Annotated in this window: 19 protein-coding genes; 11 read left to right on the plus strand and 8 right to left on the minus strand. The window is 58.5% G+C overall.

Translation table 11 applies throughout. The annotated features are described in order from the left end of the window. Window positions 1–5 precede the first annotated feature (5 nt). The 7 genes from G5179_RS00590 (at window position 6) to G5179_RS00620 (ending at window position 10955) form a co-directional block, all read left to right on the plus strand. Window positions 6–644 carry a hypothetical protein gene (locus tag G5179_RS00590; RefSeq protein WP_139407377.1) on the plus strand — a complete coding sequence of 213 codons (639 nt, stop codon included), beginning with the start codon at window positions 6–8 and terminating at the stop codon, window positions 642–644. A 10-nt stretch (window positions 645–654) separates the two neighbouring features. Beyond that, on the plus strand, window positions 655–1029 hold the full coding sequence (locus G5179_RS00595; RefSeq protein WP_252655467.1) for a hypothetical protein: 375 nt from the start codon (window positions 655–657) through the stop codon (window positions 1027–1029). After that, window positions 1029–1268, plus strand: a complete 240-nt coding sequence (locus G5179_RS00600; protein WP_421257652.1) for a bacteriocin — start codon at window positions 1029–1031, stop codon at window positions 1266–1268. The genes G5179_RS00595 and G5179_RS00600 overlap by 1 nt, the downstream gene beginning before the upstream one ends. 11 nt (window positions 1269–1279) lie before the next feature. Next, entirely contained in the window at window positions 1280–2680 is a 1401-nt protein-coding gene (locus G5179_RS00605) for a hypothetical protein (protein WP_421257653.1), read from the plus strand. 134 nt (window positions 2681–2814) lie between these two features. Then, a complete protein-coding gene (locus G5179_RS00610; RefSeq protein ID WP_421257654.1) occupies window positions 2815–9984 on the plus strand; it encodes an LPD38 domain-containing protein in 7170 nt (2389 codons plus the stop codon). 127 nt (window positions 9985–10111) lie between these two features. Next, complete coding sequence (locus tag G5179_RS00615) at window positions 10112–10681, plus strand: hypothetical protein (protein WP_421257655.1); 570 nt, start codon at window positions 10112–10114, stop codon at window positions 10679–10681. A 70-nt stretch (window positions 10682–10751) separates the two neighbouring features. After that, window positions 10752–10955: a hypothetical protein gene (locus G5179_RS00620; protein ID WP_421257656.1), complete on the plus strand. Its 204-nt coding sequence runs from the start codon at window positions 10752–10754 to the stop codon at window positions 10953–10955. 38 nt (window positions 10956–10993) lie between these two features. On the opposite strand, the gene G5179_RS00625 is transcribed toward G5179_RS00620, so the two are convergent. Then, window positions 10994–11347, minus strand: coding sequence for a hypothetical protein (locus tag G5179_RS00625; RefSeq protein WP_421257657.1), 354 nt, complete (start codon window positions 11345–11347; stop codon window positions 10994–10996). A gap of 346 nt (window positions 11348–11693) precedes the next feature. Here G5179_RS00625 and G5179_RS00630 point away from each other — a divergent pair, with 346 nt between their 5' ends. Beyond that, window positions 11694–11843, plus strand: a complete 150-nt coding sequence (locus G5179_RS00630) for a hypothetical protein (RefSeq protein ID WP_421257658.1) — start codon at window positions 11694–11696, stop codon at window positions 11841–11843. Between the two features lie 27 nt (window positions 11844–11870). Here G5179_RS00630 and G5179_RS00635 read toward each other — a convergent pair whose 3' ends face one another. The 5 genes from G5179_RS00635 to G5179_RS00655 all read right to left on the minus strand — a co-directional run bounded on the left by G5179_RS00635 (window position 11871) and on the right by G5179_RS00655 (window position 17604). Further along, a complete protein-coding gene (locus G5179_RS00635) occupies window positions 11871–12233 on the minus strand; it encodes a transcriptional regulator (RefSeq protein WP_421257659.1) in 363 nt (120 codons plus the stop codon). Between the two features lie 888 nt (window positions 12234–13121). Continuing rightward, window positions 13122–14774, minus strand: a complete 1653-nt coding sequence (locus tag G5179_RS00640; protein WP_040068108.1) for a cation acetate symporter — start codon at window positions 14772–14774, stop codon at window positions 13122–13124. Further along, entirely contained in the window at window positions 14771–15082 is a 312-nt protein-coding gene (locus G5179_RS00645; protein ID WP_040068110.1) for a DUF485 domain-containing protein, read from the minus strand. The genes G5179_RS00640 and G5179_RS00645 overlap by 4 nt, the downstream gene beginning before the upstream one ends. A gap of 105 nt (window positions 15083–15187) precedes the next feature. Further along, complete coding sequence (locus tag G5179_RS00650) at window positions 15188–15814, minus strand: 3'-5' exonuclease (RefSeq protein ID WP_202005986.1); 627 nt, start codon at window positions 15812–15814, stop codon at window positions 15188–15190. A gap of 2 nt (window positions 15815–15816) precedes the next feature. Continuing rightward, window positions 15817–17604, minus strand: coding sequence for a putative nucleotidyltransferase substrate binding domain-containing protein (locus G5179_RS00655; RefSeq protein WP_319920701.1), 1788 nt, complete (start codon window positions 17602–17604; stop codon window positions 15817–15819). A gap of 168 nt (window positions 17605–17772) precedes the next feature. Between G5179_RS00655 and G5179_RS00660 the strand changes: the two genes are divergently transcribed. Then, complete coding sequence (locus G5179_RS00660; RefSeq protein ID WP_216953774.1) at window positions 17773–18579, plus strand: crotonase/enoyl-CoA hydratase family protein; 807 nt, start codon at window positions 17773–17775, stop codon at window positions 18577–18579. Window positions 18580–18649: 70 nt separating this feature from the next. Here G5179_RS00660 and G5179_RS00665 read toward each other — a convergent pair whose 3' ends face one another. Further along, window positions 18650–20149 (minus strand): alanine/glycine:cation symporter family protein, encoded by a 1500-nt coding sequence (locus tag G5179_RS00665; RefSeq protein WP_100645999.1) that lies wholly within the window; start codon window positions 20147–20149, stop codon window positions 18650–18652. 349 nt (window positions 20150–20498) lie between these two features. Between G5179_RS00665 and G5179_RS00670 the strand changes: the two genes are divergently transcribed. Then, window positions 20499–20936 carry a GNAT family N-acetyltransferase gene (locus tag G5179_RS00670; RefSeq protein WP_421257660.1) on the plus strand — a complete coding sequence of 146 codons (438 nt, stop codon included), beginning with the start codon at window positions 20499–20501 and terminating at the stop codon, window positions 20934–20936. Between the two features lie 76 nt (window positions 20937–21012). Then, complete coding sequence (locus tag G5179_RS00675; protein ID WP_421257759.1) at window positions 21013–21777, plus strand: zinc-dependent peptidase; 765 nt, start codon at window positions 21013–21015, stop codon at window positions 21775–21777. An 81-nt stretch (window positions 21778–21858) separates the two neighbouring features. Here the strand turns inward: G5179_RS00675 and G5179_RS00680 are convergent, their stop codons facing one another. Beyond that, the gene (locus G5179_RS00680) at window positions 21859–22455 is read right to left on the minus strand and encodes an acetate uptake transporter (RefSeq protein ID WP_005336948.1); all 597 of its coding nucleotides are present in this window, start codon (window positions 22453–22455) and stop codon (window positions 21859–21861) included. Between the last annotated feature and the right edge of the window lie 95 nt (window positions 22456–22550).

A 22550-nucleotide genomic window follows, 5' to 3' on the forward strand; every position in this document is an offset into this window, starting at 1 on the left:
GAGTGATGGGCAAGGGTGGCTCTAACGAAATTCAGGAGACGGAAGCCCAGAAAGCTGCGGCTGGCGTGGCCATGGAGCAGTGGCAGCTCTATAAAAACGACCTGCAGCAGTATGAGGACATCTTCATGGACAAGGTGGATGACCTCAACAACGAGAGCGAGTACGACAAGCTGGCTGGTACGGCCGCGCTGGGTACCGCTCAATCCTTTGGTGAGGCACGCGCCGGGCTGGCCGACTCTATGGCGGCTGGCGGTGTGGATCCGACCAGCGGCAAGTATCAGGCTGCCATGTCCAATCTGGAGACTGATCAGGCACTGAGCCAGACCGACACCACCAATCGCGCCCAGTCCAGCCAGCAAGATAAGTATGTGGCTGGCCTCAAGGATGTGGTGAGCATTGGCGCCGGGCAGAAGGCCGAATCGCTGGCTGCCATGGGAGATATGGCAACTACCAGCCTGCGCAAGGCCACCAGTGACGCCCAGAGCTCATTCCAGAGCCAGCAGGCGACCGCTGGTCTGGTTGGTACGCTGGCGGGAGCTGGCACGGCGTATGGGCTCAAGGAGCTTAAGGCGCCTGCAACAACCACAACCGTGAGCAAGAAGATCAGCCCGACAGCCAGCGTGCTGCAAGGCAAGGGCTATTAAGGGGTAAACGATGGGATACGCCGCAGATACATTTGCACAGATCACCCGAGAGAGCTACCAGGACTGGAAGGACCGCTTCTACCCGAAGCAGAAGGAGCTGATGGAGCTGGCCACCAACGGCAAGTTGCTGCAGGAGCAGCTCGGCCGGGTGGATGAGAATAACGCCAACGCCCTGCGTTCGGCCCAGCAGGCCACGGCAAACCGCAATGCCCGCATGGGGGTGAGCAACAACGCCAACGACAACAGCCAGGGTTTGCGGGCTGCCCTGATGACGGCGGGCACGGAAAACGGCCTGCGCGAGCAGGAGCAGGCGCGCCAGATGGGGATCTTGACCGGCGCTGATGCCGGCCTGCGTGAGGCAATCAAAACTGGTGGAGGTATGTGATGGGGTACGGACTGCTTGATATTGGCGCCCAGACGCGCCAGCAGGGTATGGCAGGGTTGCGTGATGCGGCCAATCGGGAGGAGGAGTTGGAGGCTGCCAACAAAAACCTCAAGACTGCCCGTAAGGGGCAAACCATGAACTCGATCGGGACGGGAGCCGGGATCGGCATGATGGTTGGTGGCCCGGTAGGGGCGCTGGTTGGTGGCGGCATTGGCTTTCTGGCGGACAGCCTGTTTTAAAGGGGATTGAGATGAGCGTATCAGGGTTGGCAGAGGGTTATCTGGCAGGGTTCAACACCACTGACAGATATCTCCGTGGCCAGAAAGAGGACGAGCGGGCCGATCAGGCCATGAGCCTGCGTGACGCCATGTGGCAGAACGAGCAGGAACGGCAAAAGGTGGCTGATGAGCGCTACCAGAGCGAGCTGGATTACAGTCGTGGCCGCGACAAGGTTGCCGACGATCGGGCTGATCGCCAGTTCGCGCTCACCGAGCGCCAGGTGAAATCTGCCGAGGCGAGAGCCAATGCAGCTGAACGCCGCGCCACAGCTCAGGAGTCGCGCCAGCAACAGGAATATGAGTGGCAGAAGGAGCAGCGCAATAAGCAGCTGTACCAACAGGAGAACCTGCCCATCATCCAGTCTGGCTGGCAAGCTGTGGCGGAAGGCAAAGACCCGGGCCAGCAGTTCTGGAATGTGGTGCGGGATCCGCGGGCTGGCTCCTTTAACCCGGAGCGCTACCTGCAGCAGGATTATGCAGAGGCGGGCAAGACCTTTGTCACCCATGCTGGCAATCTGATGCGCCAGGCTCAGGAAGGAAAGCTCGACCCGACCACACCGGAAGGGCATGCAGCCGTGAACAACCCGCAGTTTATCAAGGCTGCCGGCACACTCTATCAGGACGAGATCGGCAAGGGGGTTGGCGATATCGACCCGGATAGCGGCAAGACCATCACCGGAAAGCAGCTGAACAACATCATGATCACCCCCGACGGGCGAGGCGTGGTGCTGGGGGTGGAGGTGACCTACGACGACGGCAGCAAGGCAGTCCGCCCGGTCACCAATAACCGGACCTCTGCGCCGGATGACACCCCCAAGGTGATCCCCATAAATGACTTCCTGAAACCGGCCTATCAGCGGGCGGCGCTGGCCAAGCACATGATCGGTAACGCCGACCAGCTGCGCACCTCCCTTGGCCTGACGGCTGGGCCTGACCAGGCCGGCTACAAGAAGGCGGTCACTGAGCTGGAGAAGCAGCACGGCCAGAACCGCGCCAAGATCTCCTCCAGCAATGCAGAGGATAAAGACCTGCAGCTCGACGCGCTGGATGCCCAGCTTGAACAGAGCAAGGCGGCACTGGCTGATACCTACGGCCTGACCACCAAAACGGATGAGCCAAAGCAGGAGGCGCCACTCAAGGCGTGGACCGGGGGCGATCCCGAGCGCCTGCAGTTCATCAAGGAGGCCAACCAGCACGGCAAGCTGAGCGGCCTAATGGATAACCCGGCACGGATGAACACGGCGTTCGAGCTGTGGCGCCAGCAGGCGGCCAAGCAGAAGAAAGAGGAGCAAGCCACCGTGACAGCCGGCAGGCTGCGAGATGCGGAGGCTGGCGCCTATCAGGCCATCAGTCTGGCGCAAGCGCGCCGCTAGTTGCCTTTCCATCCCCCCAGCGTTAGCATCTCTCCATAGTCGGCCAGTCTGCTTATTGGCCAGCACTCCCCATATCAAGCCCTGATCGGTTCGCCGGTCGGGGCTTTTCTTTTGCACAAAAAGCCGAGGACACCATGGACAAGCCTGGACTGCGCGACGCCTTGCCACAACCGAAACTATCCGACACCCGCACAGACCCGTTCTGGAGCAATCTCGATAGCAGCCTGTCAGCGGCTGCCGCCCCGTCCGCCGCCAAAACCCCACAGCGCGACCTCGATGTTGGCCTGGGGGATGTGGCGCGCGGCGTGGGCGCTGGCGCACTGGATCTGGTTGGCGGGATTGGTGAGTTGGCTCGGCAGGCAAGCCAGTTTGGCAAGGAGAATGCTGGCAAGCAGGGAGGCGATTACCTGGAGCAGGCTCGCGCCAATATGGCCAGCAAGCTGAGCCCGGTGCTTGATGTGGTGGCTGGTGCTGGCGACCTGGCAAAGTCAGGCGCCGAGTCGCTGACCGAGGGGATGAGCGACGATGCCAAAGAGGCGATCGGCCGCAGTCTGATTGATGAGACGCCAGAGGGGCGCCTCACCATGGGGGATGGTGCCGGGGATCTCGACGTATGGGCCATGAAGATGGCGCAGGGCGTTGGCTCCATGGTGCCGACCCTGCTGGCTGGCGGTGTGACTGGTGCCGCCGCCAAGGCCAGTATCGGGCGCGCAGTCACCACCTCCATGATCAAGCGGGGGGCCACTCAGGAGGTGGCCGAGGCTGTCGCAGCCAAGACGGTGGCCAAGCTGGCGACCGGCGCAGCCGTCACCACTGGCGCGACCGGTTCGGTGGGTAGCGCTGGGGTGAATACCCGCGAGTCAGTGCTGGGCATGAGCTTTGATGAGCTATCCCGGAGCGACACCTTCCGCCAGGCATTCACCCGTATCGACCAGGATCAGCAGACGCAACACCTCTCTGATGAGGAAAAGCTGTCGCTGGCCCGGGAGGAGACTGCCAACGTTGCCAGCCGAGCCACCATGAGCGACGCCAAGGTGTGGGGCGCTGCCGCCATGGGCTCTGTGATGGGCGATGCCATGCTGTTCAAGATGCTGGCGGGCAAGGCGGCGACCGGTGGCGTGCTCAAGGGGGCAGCCAAGGGGGCGGTAGGTGAGGGGATCGGCGAAACCCTCGAGGAGGGGGTGCAGCAATACACCATCAACGAGTCCCTCAACGAGGTGGCCGTTGCCGATATCGATCCGATGAAAGGAGTGGTGTCCAGTGCGCTGGAAGGCGGCCTGATTGGCGTGGGTACCGGTGGCGCCCTGGGTGGCGCTGGCGGGCTGCGCGGCAGCAAGTCACAGCCAGAAAGCGAAGGGGGCGCACAGGTAGATCCCGCCACTGCGGAGGATGTCGCACCTGTTGAGCCTGGTGATCCGATGCAGGAGAACCCCGCTGCCGCACCGGCAGATCCAGACTTGGCGCCTGCCGCCGACGCCATGGCCGATCCGGTGGTTGCACCCTCTGGCGAGCAATCCCCGCTCGGTCCTAGCGCCAGCCAGTTTGACGAGCTGCGTGATGTGCCAGCCTACCTGCGCCGCGACGATACCGCGGAGCGGTTCAAGGGCATGGCCGAGAGCAGCCCGGTGCAAGAGGCGCTTTCCGGAACGTCCGCGCCAACAGTTGATGACCTTCTCTCTCAGGCCGCGTCTCAGCAGGTTGATACTATCGAAGATCCTGCCATTTCAAGCCGGCAGCAAGCGGTGGAAGAAAATGCGGCGGAGCAACTTACAGCAACAACAGATACAGCCGAAGGGACTGTTGCCGACAATACGGCTCAAGCACAACCACTGGAGCAGAATCCAGCGCCCTCTGCACTGGATGCAGTAGTTGGCTCGCTCCAGACACTCCGCATCACCCGCAAAGGCAAGCCATTCGCAACCGAGAAAGAGGCTGCCATGGCCAGCAGCAAGGGCAAGGAGATGCCGGTGCCGCTCAATGGTGGCGGCTTTGGGGTGGCCGAGATCGCCGAAGTGGAGCAGGTGAAGGCTGCTGCAACCACGCAGCCCAGCGCCCCGCAACTCGATGACATCAGTGTCACAGACCAGAACCAACCATCTGATCAGCCAGCTGCAAGCGTAAGCGCTGAAACAGTTCCGGCGCCGTCCGCCACCTCGGGCGATGCCAGCCAACTAGCACCAGCTATCGATACCGGATACCGAGAGGTGATCCCCGTCAACCAACCCCAGACAGAGGTGAGCAATGAGCCAGTTACCCCAGTACCTGCAATCAGCAGTGAAGGACAAGGCGATCAGCCTGGCGCAGGCGAACCGGCTGCAGCAGGCGCTGGACCAGCCATTGCCGGACTCGCCGACCGAGCTGGATCCGGAAATCCGGCAGACAACACTACTGCTCCACCTGTACCTGATGGACAGCAGCAAGATGACCCAACACTGACAGCCCCGGCCCCTGATGCCGGGGCTGCTGTTTCTGAGGTAGCGCAACCAGATCCGGTAGTGCCTGCGCCTGTCGCTGCACCTACGCCATGGGCAGAGGCCATTGATAACCCGGATGGCACCATCACCTTGAAAGGTGATGTGCCGCTCATCAAGCAGTGGGCCAAGGAGAGTGGCGTAAAGGCAATGCCTGGCAAGGGCGGCCTGTTGGTGGCCAAGTCATCGGCAGCCAAGGTGCGGGAGTTCGCCGCGCCAGCCGCCAATGAGCCGGTTCAGCAGATCGAGGCTGCCCGCGCCGAGGTGGCGCCTGAACCAACCGACGCTCAGAAGGAGGCCGGCAACTACAAGAAAGGTCACCTCAAGCTGCAGGGGTTGGATATCGCGCTCGAGAACCCCAAGGGATCCACCCGCTCCGGCACCGATCAGGACGGCAGGGCGTGGCAATCCACCATGGCCCACGATTACGGCTATATCAAGCGCACTCTGGGGGCGGACGGGGATCATGTCGATGTATTCATCGGTGAACAGCCAGATAGCGAAACCGTCTACGTGGTGGATCAGGTGGACCCCAAGACCGGCAAGTTTGACGAACACAAGGTAATGATGGGCTTTACCGATGAGCAGGCCGCCCAGGCTGGCTACCTTGCCAACTATGAGAAGGGGTGGAAGGGGCTTGGCTCCATCAAGGCAATGCCTGTGGAGGAGTTCAATCGCTGGGTGAAGGAGGGGGATACCACCAAGCCAGTTGGTGAACAGCCAGCGGCTGGCGTGGACATAGGCACCCTGACGGATGATGAGGTGCTGGCGGTGGCTGACGAGCTTGGCATCAGCCACGACGACAATCCGGATGATGCGCGATGGGGGCTTGAAGGGGCCAAGAAAGACGTACTCAGTACGGCCATAGCGCGTGTTCGCAACCCATCCAGCACAACCCCAATCAAGCCAGCTGCAAGCAACAGCAACAGCAACATCGTATCGGCGCCACCGCTGCAGGACGAAGGGGGGGGCGCAAAGCGAGCCGTCTCATTCTCCAAGCAGGCCATGGCGCAGGGTGAGAAGCCAGCCAAGCACCTGACCCGCAAAGAGGCGGAACTGGTCACCAAGGAGTGGTTCAAGCAGTACCGTGGCGCCAGTGGCATTAATGTGCAGATCCATGCCACCCAGGCCGAACTGGAGAAGGCTCTGGGGTTGGCAGCAAAAGACGGCCTGATCCGCCGCGCCGCGTTCGATGATGACAACGGCACCCTGCATGTGGCCGCCGACACCATCGCCAACCCCAAGCGGATGCGCGAGATCCTGCGCCATGAGGTGCTGGCCCACTATGGCCTAGCCAATGTGCTGGGCGATGGCGAGTACACCAAGTTGATCAGCCGCATTATCAAATCGAAGAGTGCCCCCAGCATGAAGGCGGTGTGGGATTGGGTTGATACCCATTACGCTGGCGAGGATGTCGGGGTACAGGCCGAGGAGGTGATCGCCCACCTAGCCGAACTGGAGCAGAGCGCTTGGCGCCGCGGCTGGGATCAAGTGGTGGCATGGGTTACCAAGGCGCTGCGCACTGTCGGCTTTGTGCCTGGTGGCATTACCGCAGCTGAAACCAGAGTGCTGATTGAGGGGCTGGGCAAGAAGATGAAGCGCGGCGGCCCTGACAATGGCGGCCCGGATGGTGGTCAGAAGTTCAGTCAGGAGGCGGACAAGCAGAGCGATCCATTCACCCCAAACATGGGCGAGGCTGATGCGTATCGCCAGCAATTGAAAAATGCCATGTCATCACTCAAGAGCGGTGAGATTGTCATAGAAATAGGGCATACCCCGGCAGTGCTCAGACGGGTTGGAGCGCCAGATTTACCGCTAAGAATTACCAGGGATATTGTTCGTAAGGCCACGAACGGGGTCAAACATGATGTGCCAATGCATGTAATAGAGAAAATGCCTGAGCTGTTGCACGACCCTGTTGCTGTGTTCGATTCAAGAACAGAGTCTGATGCAAAAACCATATTGGTTGATGCTGTTGATACATCTGGCAGGCCGGTTATTACTGCCATTCATCTCAACGCAAAGGCTGGTCGCGTTGAAATAAATCGAATTGCCAGCGTCTATGGCAAGGACAATGGCATAGGGGCAATGGAGCGCTGGATTGATGAGGGGTTGCTGAGGTATGCGCGGAAAAAACAAAACCCGCTCGGTACGACCCAAGGGCTCCAATTGCCCAAGCGTGGTTCACCAGAACGGGTTTATGACTCAAATATACTCACCAAGGATGATATCCGCAAGGGTGGGCTCAAGATGAGCCAAGCCAATACGGCCGCCGACAAGGCCATGGAAAAGCTCAATCTAGGCCCCAAGCCTGACATCATCGACAACACAAAGGCCAACCTTGCCAAGCTGCGCAAGGTTGATCGCGGCGTGGTTGAGTCATGGGTAGACCGCTTTATCAAGAAGGCCAACACAGAAGTGCTAGATGCGCTGGCCCCCATCAAGTACGCCGAGGATGCGGCAGGCATTACCGATGCTGCCGACTCAGGCTATGTTGCGGCGCGGATGGCGACCGGGGCAGCCTCCACCATGCAAGCGACCATGCTCTATGGTCTGCCGGAGTGGAAAGACGGGGTGATCCAGCGCAAGGCGGGTACCGGCGAGAAAGACGCGCTGCTTGGTATCTTCTCCGATCTGGGGGCTGATCTGCACAACTGGCTGGGCTGGATGGCCGGTCACCGGGCCGAGCTGCTGATGGCGCAGGGCAGAGAGAACCTGCTCGATGCCAATGACATTGCGGCGCTCAAGGGGCAAGGCAAGGGTAAGGAGGCCAAGTTCCTTGATGCCAAAGCCCGCTGGAACCGCCTTAATGCTGCAACCCTGGATCTGGCGCAGGAGGCTGGCCTGTTCACCAAGGAGGCGCGGGCCGAGTTTGAAAGCGAGTGGTACATCCCGTTCTTCCGTGAAACCGAGGATGGTGATGTGATCGCCCACTTCAAGCCTAAGGGCATTGCCAACCAGAACGCCGGGATCAAGAAACTTAAGGGTGGAGAGGCCAATACCAACGACCTGCTCGAGAACATTTTCACCAGCACCAGCAAGCTGATTGACGCCTCTATGAAGAACATGGCGGCGCAAAAGACAGTCTGGAATCTGGCGGATACCGGGCTCATCGAGGTGGTCGCCAAGCCCAATATGATGGACTGGCGGGCGCTCAAGAACGGCAAGGACCTGATCACCGTCAAGCTGGAAGGTGAGGACTACATGATCCGGGTTGAAGATCCTGACCTGTATCGGGCCATGACATTCTTCGACCGCCAGCCATTCGGCACCATGATCAACTTGGCATCAAAGGCCAAGCGCCTGCTGACAGCCGGGGTGACCGCATCCCCTGAGTTTATGCTGCGCAACTTCCTGCGCGACTCACTCTCCAGCTGGGCGATCACCAAAGACGGCTTCAAGCCGGTGATCGACTCCATCAAGGGGGTGAAAAAGACCCTGGCGATGGACGGCAGTACCATTGATGTGATGTTCAGCGGCGCCAGCTTCCTTGGTGGCTATGTCAACGGTAACGACCCGACCGCCATGGCCGACACCGTGCGCAAGTCACTGCGCCGCAAGGGGATGACTCCGGAGCAGATTGCCCGCTACGAAAAGAGCATTATCCGCAACGCCGCTCAGGCAAAGGGCGTGGTTGCCAATGTGTGGGAGAAGTACAACCGCTATGGCGAGGCTTTCGAGAATGCCAACCGCGAGGCGGTCTATGCCGCTGCCATCAAGGCGGGCAAGAGCCACGCACAGGCGGCGTTCGAGTCAAAAGACCTGATGGACTTCTCCATGATGGGGGCGGCCCGCTTTATTCAGGGGGCGTCCCTGGTGTTGCCGTTCTTCAATGCTCGCCTGCAGGGTCTTGGCAAACTGAGCCGGGAACTGCGCGACAACCCCCGCGAAATCGCCAAGCGGGCTGGCATGATCACCGCAATGTCGCTCGGTCTGCTGGCCGCCAACTGGGACGATGAGCGATACGAAGAGCTGCCTGATTGGGACAAGGACGCCAACTGGCACTTCTTTGTCGGCGATCAGCACTTCCGGATCCCCAAGCCGTTCGAGATTGGCGTGATGTTCGGCACCATCCCGGAGCGCATGGTGCGCGCCATGGGCGACAAGGACACCGGCGCCCAGTTCGGCAAGGCCGTGGCCAGGGCGATCGGCGATACTTTTGCTCTCAACCCCACCCCCCAGATCGTCAAGCCGCTGGTAGAGGCCGCCTTCAACTATGACACCTTCCGCGGCGCCCCTATCGACAGCCCGCAGGATCTGGCCGTCAAGGCGGAGGCTCGCTACAACGAGCAAACCAGCTTGCTGATGCGCGAGCTCGGCGAGATGTCTGGACTCTCGCCCAAGCAGCTTGAGCATTTGGTGATTGGCTATACCGGCACTATGGGTAGCTATGTGATGGCTACGGCTGACGGCTTGATCAGGGCATATCGCCCAGGTGAGTCGGCCAGCTGGCGCGCTGACGAGATCCCGCTGGTCAAGGCAGTGTATCGAGGCACAGGGCCAGCGAAGACAACTCAACACATGGAGCAGTTCTATCAGATGCTCAACGAGGTGAACCAGCTCAAGCGCACCGTTGACCAGTACCGCAGTGAAGGGCTGGATGATAAGGCGAATGAGTTGCTCGAGGAGCAGGGCGGGATCTTGAAGTCACGCCTCAGCCTGAGCCGCACCCAGCAGCAGGTAAGGGTGGTGCGCAACAAGATTGAGCTGATCCAGCGTGACCGCACCATGAACGCAGAGGAGAAGCGCAAGCGCATCGACGAGCTACTGGCCCGCCGCAACGACCTGGTGTATCGGGCGGTAAACAATAATCGCTTGTTCTGGGAAGAATGACATATATGATATTCCAAAAACTAATATTTTTGCGGGGTGGAGAGTGGATTACGTTAATCATTGGGGTGAACTTTTTCGCCTTTATCGGAGTTGTAGCAGAATTGCAATGCTTAGGCGAAATGGGCATATGAAGTGGGTCATTACCGGTTTGTCACTTTATGCCGCCATATCTGCGATTGCATTTTTTACGACATACGGAAGCCTTTATAATTTAGCCATTACTGTAGTGACAGAGTTCGTAACTGCTTATGTTGTTGGCTATGTGCTTTCATGGAAAAATGGACAGAGTATTAGCGGTGCTAACTCATTATCTGTATCTGAGCGAGAGCTTTATGCTCGCTATAGACTGTTTAGCCGTGATTTCAAGTCTAACCAACAATTATCAGAAGTACCCATAGGAAGTCTGATTGCATGGTATGATGCTAGGTTTATAAAAATGGAAGTTTCAAACGTTCTTCAAAGCCCCATGTTTATATTGTTGTTATCTAGCCTTGTATCGATATTTTTATCTGTCGAGTATGTAAAAAACAACAGTGGTTATGTACTGGCAGTTGCTGTGTCCATCCTATTTGGTATCCTTCCATTCCTCTGGTTATTACATGGACATATGCATTCAGAGAGACGAAAGTATTTTAACATATGCAAGTTTCTTAGATGGATTGAAATTGATGGGATACCTTCCAGTAGCGAGAAGTAGATGATCTGCGGCCCTTGAATGCTCACCCGTTGTGTTGGAAGCTAAGGACATATTCAAGGAGGAGTGCTGCATGTGGATACTGTTTACGTTGATAATGATGGTGATGGCGCTTAAGGCGTTCAGCTTTAGCTTCACCATGGCGCTGATACCCTTTGCTGCCGGGTGTTGGTGTTTTAGCAAATCCAGCCGGAGCGATCTGGATGACTTTATGGCATTCAGTTTCTTCTTTGTCCTGGTTGGATTTGCTATCGCGGCGCTTGATCAGCTTTTTTAGCTATACTACACGTTACCCACAACACCATTTTAAATTCATTAATAACATCCATGTTCATTGCAAATAACAGAAAAGGAATCCCCTTCGCTGTCTGTTCCATTAATTACGGTAGAGCTTCCCATCTTTGTGGCTGTGCTATCCCATGAATTACCATCAGCATCTTGCCCGGTGGTGTAAGTGCTATTTCCTATCTTCTGGCTGTGCTGGCTCCAAGTTGATCCGGTTCTAGAGTTTTGGCCATCAACATAGGTGGAGTTACCAAACTTCTGGACGGTATAGGTGTTGCCACTGTCATCGAAGCATGTTTTTAGGTTTCCTGTGCCAATGCACTCAGCTGATGCTACGCCTGTAAATAGTAGCAAACATGCCGTTACTGTTGTTGTAAATCGCATCAAGACTCTCCTTTTTCTATCAGCAAAGTTCAATTTTTGATCGTTTTAGACTGCGCTTCAGTGACCAAGATCACAGCGTGTATAGTACACATGACTCTTGAAAGAGTGATAATGGTTGGGCTTCATCCCCATTTTTATTGCCTATTGAAAACTACAAGATCCTGGTAGGGATGTGGCAAACCATAGCACCATACTGATAATATGGTCTCGTTGTTTGTTTCATTAACGAACTGGAGGTATGGGTGGTCAGTATACGTCGCTCTCATTAATCAGGTGTTCGCCTGAGAGGTGAGCAAGGCGTGCCTGGGGATGTCACCCCATGCAACTTTGCTATCAGGAGTTCGCAATGAACCCCATTTCCCTCGTGACTGAACTTGAAGAAATCATTGAATCGCTTGATCTTACCCGCCTCACTCGTGCCGAAATCGCCAACATCCTTGAGCAGTTGAAGGATTGTTGCGGCTGGGATGAATCACGCCAAGGCTCCGATGAGTAAGATAGCGCAGGGGCGAGCATTCGCCCCTTATCCCACCCGAACCCCAAGTATTTCGGCATAGCAATTCAGCATCGACGCCAGGTGTGGCTTCGGCAGTCGCGCTGCGCGATTGATCAGCCCCATGTGCTCATCATCTGAAACGCTCCAGTCCGGGTCTGCAAGGATGGCCTGGACTGATATCCCCATTGCGGTCGAGACCATGACGGCCTCGGCCAATCCCATGAAGTCATCGTGATGTGGCGATAGCCATCGAGAGATGCTGGAGCGGGGGATGTCTGTCAGCTTGCTGATCTTGGACTGGCTCAGTTTTCGCTCGACCATCAGCGAGCGCACCTTCTTCTTGGTGCGATGAACATAATCGAGGCTAGAGCTGGTCAGATACCGCTTCATAGGCATTCCTTATCCGTGGTGGCAAACCGTGCTCTGGATCATGTTTTTGTCTTTGTCCCATATCTGAGACGCGCATAGTGCAATTGCTCAGTAATGGCACATGCAGGTCATATAAATTGTAGGTTAATAATAACGAGTAGAACGCACAGCGAGATCACCGCGCATCACTGTAATGACGGAGTGTAGCGGTTGTATGACGAGCAATAGAGTACGGGGTTTGTTATCTGAACTGACATGGGTGGGAGTGGTGAGCAAAGATAGTGCTCCACTCGGTCTTCAAAAAGTGGTAAATTCGCTTTGGTGCTGTATGGGCATACAGTATTTCACAGTCGAGAGACTGAGAGCAGATAAGCGGGGACCAGACCGGATGGATTCATTAACTGAGCTAGAACACGTTCTTGAGACTTTGGACCTGACAAGGGTGGAGGAAGAGAAAATCGCGCGCATTCTTGAAAGACTTCGCGATGAGCTGAACGCTGCTTCATAAGTGATGCAGCCGGTTCGGATTGGCCCGCCATTGAGCGGGCTTTTATATGCCTGCGATTTGGTCTAGTGGTGGGGCTGCATTCTTGGGGCAATTTTGGGGCAAATCGAGAGGGAATTTACGGGCAAATGAGGTGGTGCTGAAGGGGGGCGTGATGGAAAAAATGAGGAAAAACACAGGAGTGGCGCGGCTTTCGCGGGATGCGGCTTAATTGGTAGTGTTGTTGCTACTTAACAAGGTATGTGTCCCGATTGGTCTGTCAAATGGCGCGCATTATGGCACAGATCCCCCGAAAGTTTTAGCGAGAAGTGTGATCTTGATCGGGGCAAGCGGGGCGTGCAGCCGATTGATGGGCAATAAAAAAAGCCGGCGCGAAGCCGGCTTGGAAGGATGAACTTGATCTGTTAGTGGGAGGTGGCGCCAGAGGCACCCAGCCCGGTCTGGGAGCGAACGAACTGCGGCAGGAACTTGGCATGCTCGTCGGCGGCGTTCTGGGAGCTGTCAGTGATGGAGAAGAACCAGATCCCGATGAATGCCAACCCCATGGAGAAGAGGGCAGGGTATTCGTAGGGGAAGATGGCCTGGGCATGGCCCAGCACTTTCACCCACACGGTCGGACCCAGGATCATCAGGGTCACTGCGCTCGCCAGTCCCAGCCAGCCACCGTAGACGGCGCCACGGGTGGTCAGGCGTGACCAGAACATGGAGAGGAACAGCACCGGGAAGTTGCAGCTGGCGGCGATGGAGAAGGCCAGACCGACCATGAAGGCGATGTTCTGCTTCTCGAACAGGATCCCCAGACCAATGGCAACCACACCCAGCACCAGAGTCGTCATCTTGGAGACGCGCAGTTCATCGGTCTCGTTGGCCTTGCCCTTCTTCAACACGCTGGCATAGAGGTCATGGGAGACCGCAGAGGCACCGGCCAGGGTCAATCCGGCGACTACCGCCAGAATGGTGGCAAATGCCACGGCAGAGATGAAGCCAAGGAACAGACTTCCACCCACTGCATCAGCCAGGTGGACGGCTGCCATGTTTGTGCCGCCCAGCAGGGCGCCGGTGGCATCCTTGAAGGCCGGGTTGGTGCTCACCAGCAAGATGGCGCCAAAACCGATGATGAAGGTGAGAATGTAGAAGTAACCGATAAAGCCTGTGGCGTAGAACACCGATTTACGCGCCTCTTTGGCGTCACTTACGGTGAAGAAGCGCATCAGGATGTGGGGCAGGCCGGCGGTACCGAACATCAATGCCAGACCGAGCGAGATGGCGGAGATGGGGTCGGAGACCAGCCCGCCCGGGCTCATGATGGCGGAGCCTTTCTCGTGCACTTTGACCGCTTCGCTAAACAGGGCGCCGATGTCGAAGTTGACTGACTTCATCACCATGATGGCCATGAAGGACGCACCAGAGAGCAGCATCACTGCCTTGATGATCTGCACCCAGGTGGTGGCCAGCATGCCGCCAAACAGCACGTAGAGCACCATCAGGATACCGACCAGCACCACGGCCACATGGTATTGCAGGCCAAACAGCAGCTCGATCAGTTTGCCGGCACCGACCATCTGGGCGATCAGGTAGAGGGCGACCACCACCAGCGAGCCGCAGGCGGAGAGGGTACGCACTTCAGTCTGCTTCAGACGATAGGAGGCGACATCTGCGAAGGTGTATTTGCCGAGATTGCGCAGCCGTTCGGCGATCAGGAACAGAATGATGGGCCAGCCCACCAGAAAGCCGATGGAGTAGATGAGGCCGTCATAGCCGGAGGTGTAGACCAGCGCGGAGATCCCGAGGAAGGAGGCGGCGGACATATAGTCACCGGCGATGGCCAGACCGTTCTGGAAGCCGGTGATACGGCCACCGGCCGCATAGTAGTCGGAAGCCGAGCGGTTGCGCTTGGAGGCCCAGTAGGTGATGAACAGGGTAGCGGCCACAAACACCAGAAACATCACGATGGCGGCGACATTAAGGGGCTGACGCTCCACGGCGCCAGAGATTGCATCGGCCGCCAGCAGGGGAGAGGAGGCCAGTGAGGTCAACAGCAGCAACTTGCCTTTCATGATTGCACCCCTTTGAGGATCTTCTGGTTCAGTTCATCAAACTCGCCGTTGGCGCGAAAGACATAGACGCCGGTCAACACGAAGGAGGAGAGGATCAATCCTACCCCGACAGGAATGCCGCGAGTAATGGTCGACCCTTCGCTCAAGGGGGTGCCGAGCCAACCGGGGGCAAAGGCGATGAGCAGAATAAACGCCAGGTAGAGTCCCAGCATCAGAGCCGAGAGGGCCCAGGCAAAACGCTGGCGCTTGGCGACCAGCTCCTGGAAGTTGGGATCTTGCTGGATCCTCAGATAGCTTTGCTGTTCCATTGCAGTTCTCCATGACATGAGTGTCAGCGGTGGATGGGGTAACCCCGACGAGCAGGCAATCTGCTCATGTAAGCAAAATGTGAATTAAATGTTATTTCTCGACAATTAGACTTTGGGATAAGTGAGCGGCGAGCCGCAGGTCAGGCGCAGGTAGATGAGCGCGGCCGTGGTGGCATCGGCAAGGGCATCGTGGGCGGGCAGGGGGGGCAGCGCCAAGTGACGGCAGATGGCACTCAAGTGGAGGTCAATCGCAGCATCGGGGTAGCGGCGATAGAGGTGGTCATGATAAAGCTGGCTCACCTCGATCCCTCGCTGTGGCAGGGTCAATCCCCACAATTTTTGGCAGGCGAGATTGAGAATACGCAGATCGTAGGCGATGTGATAGCCCACCAGTTCGCGCGGGCCGATATAGTCGAGCAGCAGGCGCAGCGCGGCTTCCAGCTCCATTCCCTGTTGCAGATCCTGATGGCGCAGACCGTGGATCACCACAGATTGGCTGGTCAGGCTGGCCGGTGGCTGTACCTTGATGGCGAGGGCCTCACCGGTCAGCAGCCGGTTGCCCTGAATGCGCACCGCCCCGATGGAGACGATCTCGGCCTGCTCGGGATCGAGACTGGTGGTCTCGAAATCGAGGGCGATCCGTTCATCTTCCGGTGGGGTGGCAAAGAGCGGCGCGAACTCGCCAGTTCGGAACGCACGGCCATACCAGTAGCGTCGAACGCGGCTCAACATGGCTATTGTCTCAGACGAAAGTGCAAGGTGAGCCACTGCTGGAACTTCTTAACCTGATGCAGCGCCTGACGCAACAGATCCCGCTCGCTGTGGCTAAGCTCGCTTGTCTGCACCCGACTATTGCCCCCCTTGAGCTGGCTGCGCAGCCTCAGCCGGATAAAGAGCCGAAACGCCTCTGCCAGATTGCTGCCATAGTCGGCACTGAGCCGATCGGCTGCCACCAGCGCATCGATACGCCCCAGGGTTGAGGTCTCCAGAATGCCAGCCTCAAGGGCCAGCATGCGGATACCGTGCACCAGCGGAAACAGGCCGCCCCGCTTGAGATCCAGCCCTTCCGGTGGCTGCTCCAGCCTGCCAAACAGAGTGAGGGGGGCATGAAAGGCCACCGCCGGTCGCACCATCTCCGCCAGCAGATCCCGCCTGTCCGCCAACTGCTCGCGCAGCGCTCTGGCAACAGGCAGATGCAGCTGTCGATCCCCCGCTATGGGGTGAGCATCGGCCAGGGTGGCGAGCCAGAGCAGCTCCTCCTCACTGGCCGTGGTGCAGGCGCTGGCAATGGCGCTTTGCCACTCATCGCCTGTTTTTACCCAGGCCGGATTGTTCACCATTACCTGCCCGGGGCACAGCGGGTAGCCGAGGCGCTCCAGCAGGGCGCTGAATTCGGCCAGATCGGCTGCCTGGGTGGGCCATGCCAGCCCCTCTGGCAGGATCAGGGCGTTGTCCTGATCGGTTTTGAGGATCTGCTCGCCGCGCCCCTCCGAGCCCAGCATCAGCAGGCAGACCTTATCCTGCACCTCGGGGGGGATCACCAGCGCAAAGGCTTTGGCGATAAGCTGTTCGTTGATGGTGGCGATGAGCTTCATCAAAAAGGCGGTGTGGATCCCCTGGGCAAACAACGATCTGGTCAATTGTTGCTGCTCGCGGGCCACCGCCTCCAGTGCCGGCAGGCTGTCGGCGCGGGCGATACGCAATGTCAGCACGTGGGAGTGGGTCGAGAAGAGCCCCAGCACCTGGGTCAGTTGCAGGATCCCCGCCACTTCGTTGCCGCGCCACACCACCAGTCGCTTGATGCGATGGCGGGTCATCAGCAGCAGGGCATCAAACAGATAGCTCTCCAGCGGCAGACCGATGAGCGGCGTGGGGGTCAGCACCGAGAGGGGGGCCGTCAGCGGCAATCCCTTGAGGGTCAGGGCATGGAGCAAGGTCTTGCGGGTTGCCAGCGTGAGCGAACCGTCGTGGGCCGGGGAGAGCAGACAATCTGTCCCCTGGCTCACCATGGCTTCGGTAGCTGCCAGCAGTGACAGCCTGCTGTCGACGATAAGCGGTGCCTGCAGGTGGCCCGGTTCGATGCGTGTCAGGATAAACTCCGCCAGATTCTTCTGCCCCAGTTGTTCGCGTTGTTCCTGCTGGCGTTGGCGCTCGGCCAGATTGGCGGTGAAGTAGCTGGCAAACTGCGGATCCTGCTCACAGAGCGTCAGAAATGTGTGGCGAGGAATGAGTTGGCAGAGGCTATCTTCCAGCGCGGTGAAGCGGTGGCGGCAGCGGCCGTCAAACTGGGCGCGCACATCGAACAGGTCATCGACCCCGTAATCACCAAACTGATGGTGAGGGGCCGACTCTTCCACCGCCCCCTTGATGATGAGATAGAGGCCGGGAGGCTCGTCCCCCTCCTTGAGCAGCAGATCCCCGGCCCGAAAATAGCAGAGCGAGAGGTGGCGGGAGAGCCGCTCGCGCGCCTCCTCATCCAGTCGGTCGAACGGTGGTCTGGCAAAATTGAACAGGGTTGACATGACAGCGTCCTCTGCTGGCTTGCGGCACTCATGCAGCTCCCAGTGTGACAAAGGGAGGGGGAGGCGACCAGCCGACTTTAGTCTCAGCTGTACCGCCTGTTCACACTCTGATAACGTGGTGGTATGACCAGTGAGTCAGTTTCAGGGATCAAGGGGAGGACAAGGGAGATGGAAAAACCAAGGATCAAGTGCGAGATCCACGACGGGATTGCCGAAGTGATGCTGACGCGGGGGGATAAACTCAATGCGCTGGACCGCGCCATGTTCAGCGCCATCGATGAGACATTGACGCAGCTCGCCCGGCACAAGGGGCTGCGGGCGGTGATCCTGCATGGCGAGGGGCGAGCCTTCTGCGCCGGGCTGGATGTGAAATCCATGCTGAGACAGCCGGTAGCGGCGCTCGATATTCTCAAGCGTGAAGCAGACGAGGCGACCAATCTGGCCCAGCGGGTTGCCTATGGCTGGCACCAGCTGCCGGTGCCGGTGATTGCGGTGACCCAGGGAGTCTGTTTTGGCGGTGGCTTGCAGATTGCGCTCGGCGCCGATTTTCGCTTCAGCACCCCCGATTGCCGCTTCTCGGTGATGGAGATCAAGTGGGGCATCATTCCCGATATGAGCGGTAGCGTCACCATGCGCAACCTGATGGGAGTGGATACCGCCATGGAGCTGGCCATGAGCGGGCGCGAGCTGGATGCCATCGAGGCCAAATCCCTCGGGCTGGTGAGTCGGGTCTGCGCCGATCCGCTGGTGGAGGCGCGGGAGTTTGCCCGCACTCTTATCACCAAGTCGCCGGATGCACTGGCGGGGATCAAGCAGCTCTACAGTCAGGCCTGGGCCCGCAGCGATGAGGCGATGCTGAAGGAAGAGACCCGCTTGCAAAAGCAGATCCTGGGGCGACCCAATCAGTGGCGGGCCACCCTTAACAGCCTGTTTCGCTGGCGCCTGCCCTTCGGGCCGCGCCGCAATCCGCTCTGAGATGAGGTGACAGGAAAAAGAAATGGCAGCCGAGGCTGCCATTTTTATCGAACGGTTATTTCGTGTCGGTTTAGGAGATCTTGCGATCCTGATCCGGCTCGAACTGATGGCCCGATTTCTCCCGCTCCAGGTTCTCTTCGGAGCGTTTGCCCACCCAGTAATCGGCGTTCTTGATGCCGAGCTTCTCCGGGTGGAATACGGGGTCAATCCCTTGTGCCTGCTGCGCTTCATAATCCTTCAGACAGGTGAAGGCGGTTTTTTGCAGCAGCAGGATGGCGATGATGTTGAGCCATGCCATCAGGCCGACCCCGATATCACCCATGCCCCACGCCAGATCTGCCGTCTTGACGGTGCCGTAGACAGTGGCAGCCATCAGCGCAATCTTCAGCAAGAAGGTGAGCCAGGGGCGATTTATCTTGCGGTTGATGTAGGCGATGTTGGTTTCGGCGATGTAGTAGTAGGCAACGATGGTGGTGAACGCGAAGAAGAACAGCGCGATGGCCACGAAAATGCTGCCAAAGCCCGGCATCATGCTCTCCATGGCGGTCTGCACATAGCCCGGGCCTGCTGCGATACCGGCAATACCCGTGTAGATGGCGGCGCCGTCCGGCCCTTGTACGTTATAGAGGCCGGTGATCAGCAGCATAAAGCCGGTGGCGGAGCAGACGAACAGGGTGTCGATATAGACGGAGAACGCCTGCACCAGACCCTGCTTCGCCGGGTGACTCACTGCCGCAGCAGAGGAGGCGTGCGGCCCGGTACCCTGACCCGCTTCGTTGGAGTAGACCCCGCGTTTTACCCCCCACATGATGGCCAGACCCAGAATGGCACCGAAACCGGCATCCAGACCGAAGGCGCTCTTCCAGATCAGCAGGATCACGCCCGGCAGCTGGCCGATATTGAGGGCGATGATGACGCAAGCCACGATGATGTAGCCCAGCGCCATAAAGGGTACTACGGTACTGGCGAAGTTGGCGATGCGCTTGACGCCACCGAAGATAATAAAGCCGAGCAGCAGCGCCAGACCGGCGGCTGTGACGTTCGGATCGATATTAAAGGCGGTCTGCAGGCTTGAACCGATGGAGTTGGCCTGCACGCCCGGCAGCAGCACGCCGCAGGCGAAGACGGTCGCGATGGCGAAGGTCCAGGCGTACCACTTCATGCCAAGCCCTTTCTCGATATAGAAGGCCGGGCCGCCGCGGTATTCACCGTTGATCTTCTCTTTGTAAACTTGACCCAGAGTGGACTCCACGAAGGCGGAGCTGGCGCCGAGGAAGGCAACCATCCACATCCAGAACAGGGCGCCCGGGCCACCGAAGGTGATGGCGGTGGCCACACCGGCGATGTTACCGGTACCCACGCGACCTGCCAGGGTCATGGCCAGCGCCTGGAAGGAGGAGACACCGGCATCGGTGCTCTTGCCATCAAACATCAGGCGCACCATCTCTTTCATATGACGCAGTTGCAAAAAACGGGTGCGCAGGGAGAAGTAAAGACCGACCCCCAGACACAGGTAGATGAGCGCAGGGCTCCAGATTACACCATTGATGGCATTGACGATTTCATTCATGTACAACAACTCCTTTGTTGTGTTTGTGGCGCTGTCTTGGCGAGATCTTGGCCTCGCTCTCTGTCACAGTTAGGGGCTCATTTGTTAACAGTCTGAGGTAAGCAAACGAGGGTGGCTCCGAGTGGTTTGGCAGGGCGCAAACCCGCGCCATGCATGGGAGGTAACATATCGAGTTGCATCCATTCTTCCCAGCTAAAAATGTTGTCTTGTTGCAAATTTGTGAATTGACAAGGGTGGGGGGATAATGGCAGGCAGCGTTTTCTATGAGTAAAGATGAGATCCTCCTTGTTGATCTGCGCCAGACAATGTGACGGGCGTAACACAATGGAAAGCAAACATGAGGCCAACAATGAAAAATGATCCTGAGACGTTGACGATCCGTCCCCCTGAGGCCGACGACGGGAGCGCCATCGCCCACCTGTTCAGCCAATTGGGGTATCCTGCCGAAGGCGCTGACGTGACGGCGCGCCTGTTGGCGCCGGATCCCGCGAGCGTTGTGCTGCTCGCCTCCCTGGCCGACAGAGTGGTCGGTGTGCTGGTGTGGCACAAACTGGCACCGCTGCATGTTGCACCAGCTTGGGGCCTGATCTCGGCGCTGGTTGTCGATGAAGGGGCAAGAGGGGCGGGAGTGGGCGCAGCCCTGGTCAAGGGCGCCGAAGCGATAGCGCGGGCCGCAGGTTGCGCCCAGCTGGAGCTATCCAGTAGCCTCAAGCGCGAGGCGGCCCACCGTTTCTATCTGGCGCAGGATTATCAGGAGCGGCCGAAACGGTTCGTCAAACTGTTGTAACCTGTTTTTTGCATCAAAAGAAGGAGTAGGCGTGCTGGGATGGTTCAAATGGCTGGGTGGTCGCCCGCAAACGCCCATGAGTGAGGATGAGTTGGCGCTGTGGCGTCAGGCGCTGGCGGCTGTGCCCATCTTGCAAGGGCTCAGCGACACCGAGCAGACAATGCTTATCGGCTTGGGGCAACAGCTGCTCAAGCGCAAGACCCTGACCCTGATCGGGGTCGAGCTCAGCAGCCGTCAACAGGCGGTGCTGGCGCTGCAGGCGGCGTTGCCTATTCTGCACCTCGGCCTTGACTGGTATCGCGGCTTTCACGAAATCATCATCATTCCCGAGCCCGTCACCCGGCGCCAGGAAGTACAGGATGAGTTCGGGCTGGTGAGCGAGTTTGAAGAGGAGAACGCCGGTGAATCCTGGCCGCAAGGGCCGCTGGTGCTGGCCTGGAGCGAACTGCAGCAGGATGGTGACTGGGACGGCTTTAATCTGGTGATCCACGAGCTGGCTCACAAGCTCGACATGCTGGGCGGTGAGGCGGACGGTGCGCCGCCGTTGCCGGGGCAGATGAGCAGTCAGCTCTGGCAGCAGGCCTTTCAGACCGCCTTCGACGAGTTGTGCCAGCAGCTCGACCGGGACGAAGTGACCGCCATCGATCCCTATGCTGCTGAACATCCCGCGGAGTTTTTCGCCGTCTGCTGCGAGTGTTTCTTTACCGATCCGCTGCGGCTGCAGCAGGTCTATCCCGCGGTATACCGGCAACTGAGCCAGTTCTTTAGCCAGGATCCCGCACTGCGTTTCCCCGCGACCCGCTTGCTGGCGGGGGAGGTGGACGTCGAGTCACTTGACTGATAATCGATCTGTTGAACGGTTATTCGAGATAGCAAAAAGGCACCCGAGGGTGCCTTTTTCACAATCTGAGTGGCTTGCCTATCAGGCAGCGGCTTTCAGCTGTACTGCGGCGGCTTTCTTGTGATCGCCGATCGGCATCACGGTGCGGCCGAACTGCTCGTTGATCACGGTGGCCATGGCCAGGTAGATGGCGCTGGCGCCACAGATGATGCCTTCGAAACCGGCGATGGTGCCGATCAGGGTGCTGCCGGTGAAGTCACGGGCGGCCAGCAAGAAGAACAGCACGGTCAGGGAGGCGAACACGAACTGCTTGGCGCGCGGGTAGTTGATGGTGCCAACCAGCATGAACAGGGTGAACATGCCCCACATCAGCAGATACCAACCCATGTAGGCGTGTGGAGTCGCTTCGGCCAGACCCATGGTCGGCATGATCAGCAGGAACACCAGGCTCAGCCAGAACAGGCCGTAGGAGGTGAACGCGGTCACACCGAAGGTGTTGCCACGCTTGTACTCCATGATGCCAGCAATGATCTGGGCGATGCCGCCGTAGCACAGGCCCATGGCCAGGATCATGGCGCTGATGGGGAAGAAACCTGCGTTATGGATGTTCAGCAGGATGGTGGTCATACCGAAACCCATCAGACCCAGAGGGGCAGGGTTGGCCAATTTTTCGCTCACGTGGCGTTCTCCAAAAATAGAGGTGGGGGTTAACAAAAGACGCGCGATTTTAGGCAGGCTGTGGCGTGCCCGCAAGGGGGCAAGGGGGATAAATC

Origin of the sequence: Aeromonas sp. 600886 (assembly GCF_049174935.1) — a bacterium.
Lineage (GTDB): Bacteria > Pseudomonadota > Gammaproteobacteria > Enterobacterales > Aeromonadaceae > Aeromonas > Aeromonas veronii_A.